The organism is Pseudomonas sp. B21-047, assembly GCF_024748775.1.
GTDB lineage: Bacteria > Pseudomonadota > Gammaproteobacteria > Pseudomonadales > Pseudomonadaceae > Aquipseudomonas > Aquipseudomonas capeferrum.
Genome location: NZ_CP087169.1, coordinates 1,238,885 through 1,255,558 on the forward strand (window position 1 = coordinate 1,238,885; position 16,674 = coordinate 1,255,558).

The following is a 16,674-nucleotide window of genomic DNA, read 5'->3' on the forward strand; positions in this document are numbered from 1 at the left end:
CGTTAAAAGGTCACGCGGGTAGGGCTGGCATCGCTCGCCTGGCCGGCCTGCAGCTGCTGCACGATAGCCTCCTGCAGGCGGCTGCACAGCTGCGGGTCGGACAGCGGCTGGTTGTCGGCGTCGGTGATGAAGAACACGTCTTCCACGCGCTCGCCAAGGGTGGCGATCTTGGCGTTCTGCAGCGACAGATCAAACTCCAGGAAGATGCGCCCGATCCTGGCCAGCAGGCCCGGGCGGTCGGGGGCGGTGATCTCGAGGATGGTCACCGGCCGCTGGGCATCGTTGAGGATGGTGACCTGCGGCGGGAAGTTGAAGTGCTTGAGCTGGCGCGGCACCCGGCGCTGAATGATCGTCGGATAGTCCTCGGGGTTGCGTAGCGCTTCGGTCAGGCCGTCGCGAATCTGTTTGACCCGCTGCGGGTTGTCGCCGATCGAGCCACCGTCGTTGTCGAGCACGATATAGGTGTCGAGGGTGAACTGGCTGCTCGAGGTGATGATCCGCGCGTCATGGATGTTCAGGTTGAGCTGCGACATGGCCGCCACGGTCACGGCGAAGAAGTCGTGTTGGTCGGGGGCATAGATGAAGATCTGCGTGCCGCCCTCGAACTCGCGCGAGGTGGTTTCCTTGATCAGCACCAGTGGCCCACCGTCAGCGGGCTGCTGGAGGATGGCGTCACTGTGCCAGGCCACGTCGGCAGCGGTGTGCTTGAGGAAGTAGTCGTCACCCAGTTGCGACCAGAGCTGCTCCACGTCGTCCGGGTCGGTGCCCTCGCGGATCAGGATGTCCAGTGCCGCGCTCTGGGTCTGGCGAATCTGCTCTTCACGGTCCAGCGGGTTTTCCAACCCACGGCGCAGCGCGCGCTTGGTTTCGGTGTAGAGCTGGCGCAGCAGGCTGGCACGCCAGGAGTTCCACAGGCTCGGGTTGGTGGCGTTGATGTCGGCCACGGTCAGCACGTAGAGGTAGTCCAGGCGGGTTTCGTCACCCACGTGCAAGGCGAAATCGTTGATCACCTGCGGGTCGGACAGGTCCTTGCGCTGGGCGGTGGTGGACATCACCAGGTGGTTCAGCACCAGCCAGACGATCAGGCGGCTGTCCCAGGCGGGCAACTGGTGGCGCTCGCAGAACGCTTGCGCGTCCACCGCGCCCAGCTCCGAATGGTCACCCTGGCGGCCCTTGCCGATGTCGTGGTAAAGCCCGGCCAGGTAGATAAGCTCGGGTTTGGGCAGGCGGCCCATGAGCTTGCTGGCCAGCGGGAATTTTTCGGAAACCGGCGTGTACTGCAGTTTGCGCAGGTGCTTGATCAGGTTGAGCGTGTGCGCATCGACCGTATAAATGTGGAACAGGTCATGCTGCATCTGCCCGACGATCAGGCCGAACTCCGGCAGGTAGCGGCCAAGAATGCCGTAGCGGTTCATCCGCCGCAGGTTGCGGTGGATGCCGATCTCGCACTTGAACAGCTCGATGAACAGGCTGGTGTTGCGGATATCGTGGCGGAACGTTTCGTCGATCAGGTGGCGGTGTTCGCGCAGCAGGCGCACGGTGTCGGCACGTACACCTTTGATCTCCGGGTGCTGGGCCATCAGCACGAAAATTTCCAGCATGGCGAATGGCGTGCGCTTGAACACGTTCGGCTTGGTCGCTTCTATATAGCCGTCGTGCAGGCGGAAGCGCGCATTCAGCGGCTGAGTAGTGCCACTGTCCTCGTCGGCGAGGATGACTTCCTCGAAGTGCTGGATGATCAGGTCGCACAACTGGCTGATGCTCATCACCACCCGGTAGTACTGCTGCATGAACTGTTCAATCGCGCGCTTGGGGTTTTCGTCGCTGTAGCCCAGCAGCGCGGCGATGCTGCGCTGGTGATCGAACAGCAAGCGGTCTTCGGCGCGCCCGGCCAGCATGTGCAGGGCATAGCGCACTTTCCACAGGAAATCCTGGGACGAGGCCAGCAGTTCGTTCTCGCTTTCCAGCAAGAAGCCTTCGCCTGCCAGTGCGTGCAGGTTCAGGGTGCCGTATTGGCGGCGGGCCACCCACAGCACGGTCTGGATGTCGCGCAGGCCACCGGGTGAACCCTTGACGTTGGGCTCAAGGTTGTACTCGGTGTCGTTGTACTTGTGGTGGCGGGCCTTGAGCTCGGCACGCTTGGCCAGGAAGAACTCCTTGCTCGGCCACATGTGCTCGGTGCTGGTGACTTCGAGCATGCGCTGGCGCAAGGCTTCGGGGCCGGCAATCGTGCGGCTTTCCATCATGTTGGTGATGACCGTGAGGTCCGCACGCGCCTGTTCGGCACATTCGTCGACGGTGCGCACGCTCTGGCCCACTTCCAGGCCGATGTCCCACAGCAGGGTAAGGAAGCGCTCGATGGCCTCGCGGTACTGCTCGTGCTCGGCGGCGCCCAACAGGATCAGCAGGTCGATGTCCGAATGCGGGTGCAGTTCACCGCGCCCGTAGCCGCCCACTGCGACCAGGGCGATACCGTGCTGGTCGCCCCAGTCGAACTGGTTCCAGGCCTGCTGCAGGATGTTGTCGACGAGCCAGGCGCGGTCCTCGATCAGCCGGCGGATCTCGCGGCCATCGCGAAAACGCTTGTCGAGCACCTCGCCAGCCTGGCGGATGGCTTTCTTGAAGGCGGTGATAGGGCTCGCCTTGAGGGCCAGTTCCGCCTGGAACTGGCCGCGGTCGAACAGCTCGGGATCCACCTGGGGCATTGCGTCGCGTTCCTGTCGTGGGGTGCCTGGCGCGGACTCAGGCCGAGGTGCGCGCGATGGTGTCGTCCTTGCGCAGGGTAAAGATCTCGTAGCCGGTAGCGGTCACCACCAGGGTGTGCTCCCACTGGGCCGAGAGCTTGCGGTCCTTGGTGATGGCGGTCCAGCCGTCGCCCAGCACCTTGGTGTCGGCCTTGCCCTGGTTGATCATCGGCTCGATGGTGAAGGTCATGCCTTCTTTGAGTTCCATGCCGGTGCCGGCGCGGCCGTAGTGAAGAATTTGCGGTTCTTCGTGGAACACCTTGCCGATGCCATGGCCGCAGAATTCGCGCACCACCGAGAAGCCGTTCTTTTCAGCGTGCTTCTGGATCACTTCGCCGATGTCGCCCAGGCGGCAACCAGGCTTGACCAGTTCGATGGCCTTGTACATGCATTCCTGGGTGACCTGGGACAGGCGCTCGGCCCACACGGGTACCTTGCCGACGTGGAACATGCGGCTGGTGTCGCCGTGATAGCCGTCCTTGATCACGGTGACGTCGATGTTCAGCGTGTCACCGTCCTTTAGTGGCTTGTCGTTGGGGATGCCGTGGCAGACCACATGGTTGATCGAGGTGCAGATCGACTTGGGGTAGCCCTTGTAGTTGAGCGGCGCCGGGATGGCCTGCTGGACGTTGACGATGTAGTCGTGGCACAGGCGGTCCAGTTCTTCGGTGGTGACACCGGGCTTGACGTGCGCTTCGATCATTTCCAGCACGTCGGCGGCCAGGCGGCCGGCGATGCGCATCTTCTCGATGTCTTCTGCGGTCTTGATGGTGACGGTCATTACAGGCTCTCTACGGCGCCGTGCACGGCGCGAACAAACGGGAAAGGCCGGATTCTAGCAGAGCAGGGCGGCAATCGGTCGGGATAAAGGCGGCCAAGCTGCTGTCTATAGAGGGCATTCTGGCCTGAAAGCCTGGGTGCTGCAAAAGCCGCTGACGGACGCAACAGTATTCGGGTTCCGTTCGCTCGCGGTCTGTGGTATAAAATGCGCCGCTTTCGGGGTAGACCCCGTTAGCCTTAAACCCACACACGTGTCGACACGATGACCTGGGTGCCCCGAATTGCAGAATTTGCGGGTTGGTCATTGGGATGCGTGGAGGCCCAACCCGACTTACCAAGGAACTACCATGTCCCAAGTCAACATGCGCGATATGCTGAAGGCCGGTGTGCACTTCGGTCACCAGACCCGTTACTGGAACCCGAAAATGGGCAAGTACATTTTCGGCGCGCGTAACAAGATCCACATCATCAACCTGGAAAAAACCCTGCCGATGTTCAACGAGGCTCTGGCCTTCGTAGAGCGCCTGGCCCAGGGCAAGAACAAGATCATGTTCGTCGGCACCAAGCGTTCCGCCGGCAAGATCGTCGCCGAGCAAGCTGCTCGTGCCGGTTCGCCATACGTTGACCACCGCTGGTTGGGCGGCATGCTGACCAACTACAAAACCATCCGTGCTTCGATCAAGCGTCTGCGCGACCTGGAAACTCAGGCCGAAGATGGCACCTTTGCCAAGCTGACCAAGAAAGAAGCCCTGATGCGTTCGCGCGATCTGGAAAAGCTGGACCGCAGCCTGGGTGGTATCAAGGACATGGGCGGCCTGCCTGATGCCCTGTTCGTGATCGACGTTGACCACGAGCGCATTGCTATCACCGAAGCCAACAAGCTGGGCATCCCGGTTATCGGCGTTGTCGATACCAACAGCAGCCCGGAAGGTGTTGACTACATCATCCCAGGTAACGATGACGCCATTCGCGCTATCGAGCTGTACATGACTTCGATGGCTGACGCCATCATCCGCGGCCGCAACAACGTTGCTGGCGGCACCGAAGTCTACGCTGAAGAAGCGGCTGCACCTGCTGCTGAGTAATTGACGCCTGGCGTCTACTTGGCACGCAAAAAGGGGGCTCTGCCCCCTTTTTGCCACCTTGAAATCCTGCTGTCAGCAACGGCCCCGCACTATGGGCCTGCTGAGACGAAAACAGCGGATTTGCAGAATTGAACGCCCGTGACGAGCGGGTGGAATGGTTGAAAAACTTTCCAAGAGGATTTTGAAATGGCAGAGATTACTGCGGCGCTGGTCAAAGAACTGCGCGAGCGTACCGGCGAAGGCATGATGGATTGCAAGAAGGCGCTGACCAAGGCCGGCGGCGACATCGAAAAAGCCATTGACGACATGCGTGCCTCCGGCGCCATCAAGGCTGCCAAAAAGGCTGGCAACGTTGCTGCTGAAGGCGCTATCGCCATCAAGGCCGACGAAAAGTCCGCCGTTCTGCTGGAAGTGAACTCGCAGACCGACTTCCTGGCCCTGCAAGACGACTTCAAGAACTTCGTTGCTGAAAGCGTCGAGCAAGCCTTCGCCGAGAAGCTGACCGATGCCGCTCCGCTGATCGCTTCCCGTGAAGCGGCTCGCGAAGCCCTGGTTGCCAAGGTTGGCGAGAACGTCAACATCCGTCGCCTGGTGCGCGTTGAAGGTGACGTTGTCGGTACCTACCTGCACGGCAACAAGATCGGTGTTGCTGTTGTGCTGAAGGGCGGCGACGTTCAACTGGCCAAAGAAATCGCCATGCACGTGGCTGCCAGCAACCCAGAGTTCCTGCTGCCATCGGAAGTCTCGGCTGAGGCTATCGAGCGTGAGAAGGCGGTCTTCCTGCAACTGAACGAAGACAAGATCAAAGGCAAGCCTGAGAACATCGTCGAGAACATGATCAAAGGCCGTATTTCCAAGTTCCTGGCCGAAGCCAGCCTGGTTGAACAGGCCTTCGTCATGAACCCGGAAATCAAAGTCGGCGAACTGGCCAAGAAAGCCGGCGCTGAAATCGTTTCCTTCACCTACTTCAAAGTAGGCGAAGGCATCGAGAAGCCGGTCGACAACTTCGCTGAAGAAGTTGCTGCTCAGCTGGCTGCTGCCAAGCAGTAAGACAGACCCGTCTGTCGCCCCAAAGAGGCTGCCCGCTCACGCGCGCAGCCTCTTTGTCAAAGCGGGAGTGGTTTTCAGAACCGTTCCTCGCTGACGCAGTCGCTGCGTCACGTTAGAGTTACACGCAGGCTCAAACAGCCCGCAGAATTTTACAAACGCCGCAGGAGAGATTCGCAATGGCTCAGCAGGGCAGTGGTTATCAGGCTCGCTATAAACGCATTCTACTCAAACTTAGCGGCGAGGCCCTGATGGGCTCGGAAGAGTTCGGGATCGACCCCAAGGTCCTGGATCGCATGGCGCTGGAGGTCGGCCAGCTGGTCGGCATCGGTGTTCAGGTAGGTCTGGTAATCGGCGGTGGCAACCTGTTCCGTGGTGCGGCGCTCAGTGCAGCCGGCATGGACCGCGTCACCGGTGACCACATGGGCATGCTGGCGACCGTGATGAACGCCCTGGCCATGCGCGACGCGCTGGAGCGGGCAAACATTACCGCCATCGTCATGTCGGCCATTTCCATGGTTGGCGTAACCGATCACTATGATCGCCGCAAAGCCATGCGCCACCTCAATGCCAAAGAGGTCGTGATCTTCGCTGCCGGTACCGGCAACCCGTTCTTTACCACCGACTCCGCCGCTTGCCTGCGCGCCATCGAAATCGATGCCGACGTGGTATTGAAGGCAACCAAGGTCGATGGTGTATACACTGCAGATCCATTCAAGGACCCGCATGCCGAGAAGTTCGATCATCTGACCTACGATGAAGTGCTGGATCGCAAGCTGGGTGTGATGGATCTGACGGCAATCTGTCTGTGCCGCGACCACAAGATGCCGTTGCGCGTCTTCAACATGAACAAACCCGGCGCCTTGCTGAACATCGTGCATGGCGGCGCGGAAGGAACTCTGATCGAGGAAGTTCAAAAATGATCAACGCTATCAAGAAAGACGCCCAGGACCGCATGGGCAAGTCCATCGAGGCGCTGGGTCGCCACCTGGCAGCTATCCGCACCGGTCGCGCCCACCCAAGCATCCTGGACAGCGTCAAGGTGACTGCCTGGGGTAGCGAGATGCCGCTGAACCAGGTGGCTGCGATTTCCGTCGAAGACGCCCGCACCCTGAAAATTGTCGCCCACGACAAGAACCTTAGCGCAGCCATTGAAAAAGCCATCCTGACTTCCGACCTGGGCCTGAACCCGTCCAGCGCCGGTACCACCATCCGCGTACCGATGCCGGCCCTGACCGAGGAAACCCGCAAGGGTTACACCAAGCAGGCCAGCGGCGTTGCCGAAGATGCCAAGGTTGCCGTGCGTAACGTGCGCCGCGATGCCCTCGCCGACCTGAAGAAGCTGACCAAGGACAAGGAAATCAGCGAAGACGAAGAACGTCGCGCTGCTGACGAGATCCAGAAGCTCACCGACAAGTTCGTCGCTGACATCGACGCGGCGTTCAAAGCCAAGGAAAAGGACCTGTTGGCCGTTTAAGGCCGAGGTTTTTTAATGGAAAAGACCAAGCCAGCGGCGCCGTCCTCGGTGCCGCGACACGTCGCGATCATCATGGATGGCAACAACCGTTGGGCGAAGAAGCGCCTGTTGCCCGGTGTTGCCGGGCACAAGGCTGGCGTCGATGCCGTTCGCGCGGTCATCGAAGTCTGTGCCGAATCGGGGGTCGAGGTCCTGACCCTGTTCGCCTTCTCCAGCGAGAACTGGCAACGCCCCGCCGAAGAGGTCGGTGCGCTGATGGAGTTGTTCTTCTCGGCCCTGCGCCGTGAGGCTCGCCGCCTCAACGAGAACAACATCTGCTTGCGCATCATCGGCGATCGCTCACGCTTCCATCCCGAGCTGCAGGCTGCCATGCGTGAGGCCGAAGCGCTGACCGCCGGCAACAAGCGCTTCATCCTGCAGATCGCGGCCAACTACGGCGGCCAGTGGGACATTGCCCAGGCTGCCCAGCGCCTGGCGCGGGAAGTACAGGCCGGCCATCTGCGCCCGGACGACATTACGCCGGGTCTGCTGCAAACCTGCCTGTCCACGGGCGAGTTGCCGCTGCCCGACTTGTGTATCCGTACCGGTGGCGAGCGGCGCATCAGCAATTTCCTGCTGTGGCAGCTGGCCTATGCCGAGCTGTATTTCTCCGACCTGTACTGGCCGGACTTCAAACACGAGGCCATGCGCAATGCCCTGGCCGATTTCGCTTCGCGCCAGCGCCGCTTCGGTAAGACCAGCGAGCAGGTCGAGGCTGGAGCTCGTGCTTAATGCTTAAACAACGCATCATTACCGCGCTGATCCTGTTGCCGGTCGCGCTGGGTGGCTTCTTCCTGCTCAATGGTGGGGATTTCGCCCTGTTCATCGGCTTCGTGGTCACCCTCGGGGCCTGGGAGTGGGCGCGCCTGGCCGGTTTGATGGCCCAGCCGCTGCGCATTGCCTATGCCGCCGTCGTCGGCGGTGCGCTGATGCTGCTGCACCTGATGCCTGACCTGGCGCCCTGGGTGCTCGGTGCGTCGGTGATCTGGTGGGCACTGGCTACCTGGCTGGTGCTGACCTACCCGCGCAGCAGCGAACTGTGGGCCAGTGCGGCCTGTCGCCTGCTGATCGGCCTGCTGGTATTGCTACCGGCGTGGCAGGGCCTGGTGCTGCTCAAGCACTGGCCGCTGGGCAACTGGCTGATCCTGTCGGTGATGGTGCTGGTATGGGCCGCCGACATCGGTGCCTATTTCTCCGGTCGGGCCTTCGGCAAGCGCAAGCTGGCGCCGCAGGTCAGCCCGGGCAAGAGCTGGGAAGGCGTCTATGGCGGCCTGGCCGTCAGCCTGGTCATCACCCTGGCAGTCGGTATCAGCCGCGACTGGGGCATCGGCCAGATTTTGCTGGGTCTGCTGGGCGCAGCGCTGGTGGTCATGGCCTCGGTGATCGGTGACCTGACCGAAAGTATGTTCAAGCGCCGTTCCGGCATCAAGGACAGCAGTAACCTGCTGCCCGGCCATGGTGGCGTACTTGACCGCATCGACAGCCTGACCGCAGCCATCCCGCTGTTTGCGGTGCTGCTGTGGGCTGCCGAATGGGGTGTGATGTGAGTGCGGTGCAACGCATCACCGTGCTTGGCGCCACAGGCTCCATTGGCCTGAGCACGCTGGATGTGATCGCGCGTCACCCCGAGCGTTACTCGGTTTTCGCATTGAGCGGTTACTCGCGCATCGATGAGCTGCTGGCGTTGTGCGTGCGCCATCGTCCCGAGTTTGCGGTGGTGCCAAGTGCCGAGGGGGCTGCACGTTTACGTGACGGCCTGGCGGCAGCGGGTTGTGCCACGCAGGTGCTGGAAGGCGAGGCGGGGCTGTGCCAGGTGGCTGCGGCGGCGGAAGTGGATGCGGTCATGGCGGCAATCGTGGGCGCGGCCGGGCTGCGACCGACCTTGGCGGCCGTCGAGGCGGGCAAGAAGGTGCTGCTGGCCAACAAGGAGGCGCTGGTGATGTCTGGCGCGCTGTTCATGGAGGCGGTGCGGCGCAGTGGTGCCGTGCTGTTGCCGATCGACAGCGAGCACAATGCGATCTTCCAGTGCCTGCCGGGTGACTATGCCCGTGGCCTGAGCCAGGTGGGTGTGCGCCGCATCCTGCTCACCGCGTCGGGCGGCCCGTTCCGCGAAACACCGCATGCGGCGCTCGCCGATGTCACCCCGGAACAGGCCTGCGCCCATCCCAACTGGTCCATGGGGCGCAAGATTTCCGTGGATTCGGCCAGTATGATGAACAAGGGCCTGGAGTTGATCGAGGCGTGCTGGTTGTTCGATGCCTCGCCCGCCAAGGTCGAGGTGGTGGTGCACCCGCAGAGCGTGATCCACTCGCTGGTGGATTACGTGGACGGTTCGGTCCTCGCCCAGTTGGGTAACCCCGACATGCGCACGCCTATCGCCAACGCGCTGGCCTGGCCAGAGCGTATTGATTCCGGGGTTGCCCCGCTGGACTTGTTCGCCATCGCGCGTCTGGATTTCCAGGCCCCTGACGAACAGCGCTTCCCTTGCCTGCGCCTGGCGCGGCAGGCTGCCGAGGCCGGCAACAGCGCGCCCGCAGTGCTCAACGCGGCCAATGAAGTGGCGGTCGAGGCATTTCTGCAGCGGCGTATCCGCTTCCCGGAGATCGCGGGTATGATCGAACAGGTGCTCGATCAGGAGCCCGTAGTGCCACTGGCATCGTTGGACGCGGTATTTGCCGCCGACCAGCGTGCCCGGGAGTTGTCCCGCGAGTGGTTGAGGCGTCACGGTCACTGATGCAGGCCTGCCAGGGCTTGTGCGAAACGTCGTTCTGCTGAACGTCATCTGGAGAAAGATATGACTGCGCTCTACATGATTGTCGGCACCCTGGTGGCGTTGGGTGTTCTGGTCACGTTTCACGAATTCGGCCACTTCTGGGTGGCCCGACGCTGCGGCGTCAAGGTGCTGCGTTTTTCGGTAGGCTTCGGCACGCCGCTGCTGCGCTGGCATGATCGGCAGGGTACCGAGTTCGTGGTGGCAGCGATCCCGCTGGGTGGCTACGTCAAGATGCTCGATGAGCGCGAAGGCGATGTACCGCCTGCGCTGGCCGACCAGTCGTTCAATCGCAAAACCGTGCGTCAGCGCATTGCCATCGTCGCAGCAGGGCCGATTGCCAATTTCCTCTTGGCCATCGTGTTCTTCTGGCTGCTGGCCATGCTCGGCACCCAGCAGATCCGCCCGGTCATCGGTGGGGTCGAGGTAGACAGCCTGGCAGCCTCGGCAGGCCTGGCCGCCGGTCAGGAAATCGTATCCATCGATGGCAAACCGACCAGCGGTTGGTCAGCGGTCAACCTGCAACTGGTGCGCCGCCTGGGCGAGAGCGGCACCCTGCAGGTGGGCGTGCGCGATGAAGGCGCCAGCGCCGAGCGTCAACTGCAGATCAAGCTGGACCACTGGCTGAAAGGCGCTGACGAACCGGACCCTATCCAGTCCCTGGGCTTGCGCCCCTGGCGCCCGGTGATCGTGCCGGTGTTGGCCGAAATCGAATCGAAAGGGCCGGCCGCAGCGGCGGGCCTGAAGACGGGTGACAAGTTGCTGGCCATCGACGGTGCGGTCGTCACCGAATGGCAGCAGGTGGTCGATGCCGTACGCGCCCGCCCGCATGCCAAGGTGGTGGTACGTGTCGAGCGCGACGGCGCTGCCCTGGATGTGCCGGTAACCCTGGCGCAGCGGGGTGAGGGCAAGGCCTCGGGCGGCTACCTGGGGGCAGGGGTAAAAGGTGGCGAATGGCCTGCCAACATGCTTCGCGAAGTCAGCTATGGCCCGCTGGAAGCGGTAGGCGAGGGCTTGTCGCGCACCTGGACCATGAGTGTCCTGACCCTCGAGTCGCTGAAGAAAATGCTGTTCGGAGAGCTCTCGGTAAAAAACTTGAGCGGACCGATAACCATTGCTAAAGTGGCGGGCGCTTCAGCCCAGTCCGGCGTGGGGGATTTCCTGAATTTCCTGGCCTACCTGAGCATAAGCCTGGGGGTTCTTAACCTGCTGCCCATTCCAGTACTGGATGGGGGGCATTTGCTGTTTTACCTGGTTGAGTGGGCGCGCGGTCGTCCGCTGTCGGACCGGGTACAAGGTTGGGGGGTCCAGATCGGTATCAGTTTGGTCATAGGGGTGATGTTGCTCGCCCTGATCAACGATCTGGGTCGACTTTAAAAGCTTCGCTCAATTGCGAACCCGCCGTCTTTTCGCGGCGGGTTGTTTATTGCCAGTTGGAATAAAAGGACTTCATGAAACGTCTGCTGCTAACTGCGGTCCTCTCCGCACTGATGATCGCTGAAGTTCACGCCGAGTCCTTCACCATCTCCGATATTCGTGTCAACGGCCTGCAGCGGGTATCCGCCGGCAGCGTCTTCGGTGCCTTGCCCCTGAACGTGGGCGACCAGGCCGACGATCGGCGCCTCGTGGACTCGACCCGTTCCCTGTTCAAGACCGGTTTCTTCCAGGACATCCAGCTGAACCGCGATGGCAATGTCCTGATCATCAACGTGGTCGAGCGCCCGTCGGTGTCGAGCATCGAGATCGAAGGCAACAAGGCGATCAGCACCGAAGACCTGATGAAGGGCCTGAAGCAGTCGGGCCTGGCCGAAGGTGAAATCTTCCAGCGCGCCACCCTCGAAGGTGTGCGTAACGAGCTGCAGCGCCAGTACGTGGCCCAGGGCCGCTACTCGGCCGAGGTCGACGCCGAAGTTGTGCCGCAGCCGCGCAACCGCGTCGCGCTGAAAATCAAGATCAACGAAGGCACCGTCGCCGCCATCCAGCACATCAACGTGGTGGGCAACAACGTCTTCGACGACGAAGAGCTGTCGCAGCTGTTCGAGCTGAAAACTACCAACTGGCTGTCGTTCTTCAAGAACGACGACAAGTACGCCCGTGAAAAACTGTCCGGTGACCTGGAGCGTCTGCGTTCCTACTACCTGGACCGCGGCTACATCAACATGGATATCGCCTCTACCCAGGTGTCCATCACGCCAGACAAGAAGCACGTCTACATCACCGTCAACATCAACGAAGGCGAGAAGTACACCGTCCGTGACGTGAAGCTCTCCGGTGACCTCAAGGTCCCTGAAGACCAGGTCAAGTCGCTGCTGCTGGTGCAGCCGGGCCAGGTATTCTCGCGCAAGGTGATGACCACCACGTCCGAGCTGATCACTCGTCGCCTGGGTAACGAAGGCTATACCTTCGCCAACGTCAACGGCGTGCCGCAGCCCAACGATGAAGACCACACCGTCGATATCATGTTCGTGGTCGACCCGGGCAAGCGTGCCTACGTCAACCGCATCAACTACCGCGGCAACACCAAGACCGAAGACGAAGTGCTGCGTCGCGAGATGCGCCAGATGGAAGGCGGCTGGGCTTCGACCTACCTGATCGACCAGTCCAAGACCCGTCTTGAGCGTCTGGGCTTCTTCAAGGAAGTCAACGTCGAAACGCCACCGGTGCCTGGCACCGATGACCAGGTCGACGTCAACTACAGCGTCGAAGAACAAGCCTCCGGCTCGATCACCGCCAGCGTCGGTTTCGCCCAGAGCGCCGGCCTGATCCTCGGCGGCTCGATCAGCCAGAGCAACTTCCTGGGTACCGGTAACAAGGTGTCCATCGGCCTGACCCGTTCCGAGTACCAGACCCGATACAACTTCGGCTTCGTCGACCCCTACTTCACTGCCGACGGCGTCAGCCTGGGCTACAACGCCTTCTACCGCAGCACCGACTACGACGACCTTGATGTCGACGTTGCCAGCTATGCGGTCGACAGCCTTGGCGCCGGCGTCAGCCTGGGTTACCCGATCAGCGAGACCTCGCGCCTGACCTACGGCCTGAGCGTGCAGCAGGACAAGATCAAGACCGGCAAATACACCGTTGACGAGATCTTCAATTTCCTCGAAGAAGAGGGCGATAGCTTCCTCAACTTCAAAGCGTCGATCGGCTGGTCCGAGTCGACCTTGAACAAAGGCGTGTTGGCTACCCGTGGTCACTCCCAAAGTTTGACCCTGGAATCCACCATTCCGGGCAGCGACCTGTCGTTCTACAAGCTCGACTACCGTGGCCAGCTGTTCAAGCCGATCAATAACGACTACACCCTGCGCCTGCACACTGAACTGGGCTATGGTGATGGTTTCGGTGGCACTTCCGGCCTGCCGTTCTACGAGAACTACTACGCGGGTGGCTTCAACTCCGTCCGTGGTTTCAAGGACAGCAGCCTGGGCCCGCGCAGCACGCCGAGCAAGGGTACCAACCCGGGCACTATCGAAGACCCGGATCAGGACCCGCTGCCGTTCGGTGGCAACGTGCTGGTCCAGGGTGGTGTAGAACTGCTGTTCCCGCTGCCGTTCGTCAAAGACCAACGTTCGCTGCGCACTTCCGTGTTCTGGGACGTGGGTAACGTGTTCGACACCAATTGCGGTTCCAAGCCTGATTGCGCCAAGGTCGGTTTCTCGGACATGGCCAGCTCCGTGGGCCTGGGTGTGACCTGGATTACTGCGCTGGGCCCGTTGAGCTTCAGCCTGGCGATGCCGATCAAGAAACCGGACGACGCCGATACCCAGGTGTTCCAATTCTCTCTGGGCCAGACCTTCTAAGGTCGGCCCTTGCATAACGACAACGGTTTATCCAGGAGTGCATCGTGCGTAAGTTGACTCAACTGGCCATCTTGGCCGCGGCGCTGGTCGCCACCCCGGCTTTCGCCGAAATGAAGGTTGCCGTCCTGAACTATCAGATGGCCCTGCTTGAATCGGATGCCGCCAAGAAGTACGCGGTCGATGCCGAGAAAAAATTCGGCCCGCAACTGACCAAGCTCAAGAGCCTGGAAAGCAGCGCCAAGGGCATCCAGGACCGCCTGATCAAAGGCGGCGACAAGATGCAGCAGCAGGAGCGTGAGCGCCTGGAGCTCGAGTTCAAGCAAAAGGCCCGCGACTTCCAGTTCCAGTCCAAGGAACTGAACGAAGCCAAGGCCGTTGCTGATCGCGACATGCTCAAGCAGCTCAAGCCCAAGCTGGACGGCGCTGTCGAGGAAGTGATCAAGAAGGGCGGTTTCGACCTGGTCCTCGAGCGTGGCGCGGTCATCGATGTCAAACCTCAGTACGACATCACCCGCCAAGTCATCGAGCGCATGAACCAAGCCCGTTGATATGACCTTGACCATGACGCTTGGCCAGCTGGCCGAAGCCCTCGGGGCCACCCTCAAGGGGCCCGAGGCGCTGCAGATTACCGGGCTGGCCACCTTGCAGGAGGCCGGGCCCGGTCAATTGAGCTTCCTCGCCAACCCGCAGTACCGCAAATTCCTGGATAACAGCCAGGCGGCAGCGGTACTGCTGAAGGCTGCGGATGCTGAAGGCTTTGCCGGCAACGCACTGATCGTCGCTGATCCGTACCTGGCCTATGCACGCATTTCCCATCTGTTCGATCCCAAGCCCAAGGCTGTGGCGGGAGTTCATCCCAGCGCCGTGGTAGCTGAAGATGCGCAGGTGGATGCCAGTGCCAGCATCGGCCCCTTTGCGGTCGTCGAGAGCGGTGCGCGGATTGCGGCCAATGTCAGCATCGGTGCTCATTGCGTGGTCGGTGCCCGCTGCGTCATCGGCGAGGGTGGTTGGCTGGCGCCACGGGTCACCCTGTACCATGACGTGACCATCGGCAAGCGTGTCGTCATCCAGTCGGGTGCGGTGATCGGTGGCGAAGGCTTCGGCTTCGCCAACGAGAAGGGCGTGTGGCGCAAGATTGCCCAGATTGGCGGCGTGACCATCGGCGATGATGTGGAAATCGGCGTCAATACAGCCATTGACCGTGGTGCGCTGTCGGACACGCGCATTGCCGACGGGGTCAAACTCGACAACCAGATCCAGATCGCCCATAACGTCCAGATCGGCGAGCACACGGCCATGGCGGCCTGTGTTGGTATTTCCGGCAGCACCCGCATCGGTAAGCACTGCACCATTGCGGGCGGTGTCGGCATGGTGGGCCATATTGACGTCTGTGATAACGTTTTCGTGTCTGGCATGACCATGGTGACCCGATCGATCACCGAACCGGGTGCCTATTCTTCCGGCACAGCCATGCAGCCATTGGCTGACTGGCGCAAGAGCGCCGCGCGTATCCGCCACCTGGACGACATGGCCAAGCGTCTCCAGCAGGTGGAAAAGCGCATCGATACCGTGACCTCAGGTGGCCAGCCGGCATCAGAAGGCTGATACCATTCCCTGAGCAAGAGTGAACAGACGCTAGCTGGCTCCTCTTTGGACTGCAAAAGGAGCGCGTGGTCAGCACCTGCGCTCCCTATTCTTATTACAGGCTTCCCCCCGAAATGATGGACATCAACGAGATTCGCGAATACCTGCCTCACCGTTACCCGTTCCTGCTGGTGGACCGCGTGACGGATCTGGACTTCGAGGCCCAGAGCATTCGTGCCTACAAGAATGTCAGCATCAACGAGCCGTTCTTCAATGGCCATTTCCCGGCCCACCCGATCATGCCGGGCGTTCTGATCATCGAGGCCATGGCCCAGGCGGCCGGTATTCTCGGTTTCAAGATGCTTGATGCCAAGCCGGCTGACGGCACCCTGTACTACTTTGTCGGTTCCGACAAACTGCGTTTCCGTCAGCCGGTATTGCCGGGTGACCAGCTTGTGCTGGAAGCCAAGTTCCTCAGCCGCAAGAGCATGATCTGGAAATTCGAATGCCGCGCCCTGGTCGACGGCAAGCCTGTATGCTCGGCACAGATCACCTGCGCGGAACGCTCCCTATGAATTCGATTGATCCACGGGCCATCATCGACCCATCGGCCAAGCTGGCCGATGGTGTCGAGGTGGGCCCGTGGTCGATCGTGGGCCCCGATGTCGAAATCGGGGAGGGCACCATCATTGGCCCGCATGTGGTGCTCAAAGGGCCGACCCGTATCGGCAAGCACAACCGTATCTACCAGTTTTCCTCGATCGGCGAAGACACCCCTGACCTCAAGTACAAGGGTGAGCCGACCCGTCTGGTGATTGGCGATCACAATGTGATCCGCGAGGGCGTGACCATTCACCGCGGTACCGTTCAGGACCGTGCCGAAACCACCCTGGGCGATCACAACCTGATCATGGCCTATGCGCACATCGGTCACGACAGTGTCATCGGCAATCATTGCATTCTGGTGAACAACACCGCGTTGGCCGGGCATGTGCACGTCGGCGACTGGGCGATTCTGTCGGGGTACACCCTGGTGCACCAGTACTGCCATATCGGTGCTCATGCGTTTTCTGGCATGGGTACGGCGATCGGCAAGGACGTGCCGGCCTTCGTCACGGTGTTCGGCAGCCCAGCCGAAGCCCGAAGCATGAACTTCGAAGGCATGCGCCGCCGGGGTTTCAGCGACGAGGTCATTCATACCCTGCGGCGTTGCTACAAGATCGTCTATCGCCAGGGCCTGACCGTCGAAGATGCAATCAAGGCGCTGGACGAGCCGGCAGCCCAGCACCCCGAGGTCGAGCTGTTCCGTCAGTCGATCCTGAATTCCGCACGCGGCATCACGCGCTGA

The 16,674-nt window shown here is 61.4% G+C and carries 15 protein-coding genes; 13 read left to right on the forward strand and 2 right to left on the reverse strand.

Annotated elements, in window-relative coordinates; all coding sequences use genetic code 11:
* Window positions 1-2: 2 nt before the first annotated feature.
* Entirely contained in the window at window positions 3-2,705 is a 2,703-nt protein-coding gene (locus LOY26_RS05685; protein ID WP_033700887.1) for a [protein-PII] uridylyltransferase, read from the reverse strand.
* A gap of 37 nt (window positions 2,706-2,742) precedes the next feature.
* On the reverse strand, window positions 2,743-3,525 hold the full coding sequence (gene map, locus LOY26_RS05690; RefSeq protein WP_033700886.1) for a type I methionyl aminopeptidase: 783 nt from the start codon (window positions 3,523-3,525) through the stop codon (window positions 2,743-2,745).
* A gap of 346 nt (window positions 3,526-3,871) precedes the next feature.
* On the opposite strand from map, the gene rpsB reads away from it, so the two are divergent.
* The 13 genes from rpsB (at window position 3,872) to lpxA (ending at window position 16,674) form a co-directional block, all read left to right on the forward strand.
* The gene (gene rpsB / locus LOY26_RS05695; protein WP_027595792.1) at window positions 3,872-4,609 is read left to right on the forward strand and encodes a 30S ribosomal protein S2; all 738 of its coding nucleotides are present in this window, start codon (window positions 3,872-3,874) and stop codon (window positions 4,607-4,609) included.
* Between the two features lie 186 nt (window positions 4,610-4,795).
* Window positions 4,796-5,659: a translation elongation factor Ts gene (gene tsf / locus LOY26_RS05700; RefSeq protein WP_033700885.1), complete on the forward strand. Its 864-nt coding sequence runs from the start codon at window positions 4,796-4,798 to the stop codon at window positions 5,657-5,659.
* Window positions 5,660-5,835: 176 nt separating this feature from the next.
* Window positions 5,836-6,579, forward strand: coding sequence for a UMP kinase (gene pyrH, locus LOY26_RS05705; protein WP_016392310.1), 744 nt, complete (start codon window positions 5,836-5,838; stop codon window positions 6,577-6,579).
* A complete protein-coding gene (gene frr, locus LOY26_RS05710) occupies window positions 6,576-7,133 on the forward strand; it encodes a ribosome recycling factor (RefSeq protein WP_186654479.1) in 558 nt (185 codons plus the stop codon). Before pyrH ends, frr begins: the two co-directional genes overlap by 4 nt.
* A gap of 15 nt (window positions 7,134-7,148) precedes the next feature.
* Window positions 7,149-7,904 carry a polyprenyl diphosphate synthase gene (gene uppS / locus LOY26_RS05715; RefSeq protein WP_186654481.1) on the forward strand — a complete coding sequence of 252 codons (756 nt, stop codon included), beginning with the start codon at window positions 7,149-7,151 and terminating at the stop codon, window positions 7,902-7,904.
* Window positions 7,904-8,719 (forward strand): phosphatidate cytidylyltransferase, encoded by an 816-nt coding sequence (locus tag LOY26_RS05720; RefSeq protein WP_186654483.1) that lies wholly within the window; start codon window positions 7,904-7,906, stop codon window positions 8,717-8,719. Before uppS ends, LOY26_RS05720 begins: the two co-directional genes overlap by 1 nt.
* The gene (gene ispC / locus LOY26_RS05725; protein WP_033700880.1) at window positions 8,716-9,906 is read left to right on the forward strand and encodes a 1-deoxy-D-xylulose-5-phosphate reductoisomerase; all 1,191 of its coding nucleotides are present in this window, start codon (window positions 8,716-8,718) and stop codon (window positions 9,904-9,906) included. The genes LOY26_RS05720 and ispC overlap by 4 nt, the downstream gene beginning before the upstream one ends.
* A 60-nt stretch (window positions 9,907-9,966) precedes the next feature.
* Complete coding sequence (rseP, locus tag LOY26_RS05730) at window positions 9,967-11,319, forward strand: RIP metalloprotease RseP (RefSeq protein ID WP_258714479.1); 1,353 nt, start codon at window positions 9,967-9,969, stop codon at window positions 11,317-11,319.
* Window positions 11,320-11,393: 74 nt separating this feature from the next.
* Window positions 11,394-13,742, forward strand: coding sequence for an outer membrane protein assembly factor BamA (bamA, locus tag LOY26_RS05735; protein WP_186654487.1), 2,349 nt, complete (start codon window positions 11,394-11,396; stop codon window positions 13,740-13,742).
* Between the two features lie 44 nt (window positions 13,743-13,786).
* The gene (locus LOY26_RS05740) at window positions 13,787-14,290 is read left to right on the forward strand and encodes an OmpH family outer membrane protein (RefSeq protein WP_027595800.1); all 504 of its coding nucleotides are present in this window, start codon (window positions 13,787-13,789) and stop codon (window positions 14,288-14,290) included.
* A gap of 1 nt (window position 14,291) precedes the next feature.
* Entirely contained in the window at window positions 14,292-15,347 is a 1,056-nt protein-coding gene (lpxD, locus tag LOY26_RS05745; protein ID WP_033700876.1) for a UDP-3-O-(3-hydroxymyristoyl)glucosamine N-acyltransferase, read from the forward strand.
* Between the two features lie 113 nt (window positions 15,348-15,460).
* Entirely contained in the window at window positions 15,461-15,901 is a 441-nt protein-coding gene (gene fabZ, locus LOY26_RS05750) for a 3-hydroxyacyl-ACP dehydratase FabZ (RefSeq protein WP_008094893.1), read from the forward strand.
* Entirely contained in the window at window positions 15,898-16,674 is a 777-nt protein-coding gene (gene lpxA / locus LOY26_RS05755) for an acyl-ACP--UDP-N-acetylglucosamine O-acyltransferase (protein ID WP_033700874.1), read from the forward strand. Before fabZ ends, lpxA begins: the two co-directional genes overlap by 4 nt.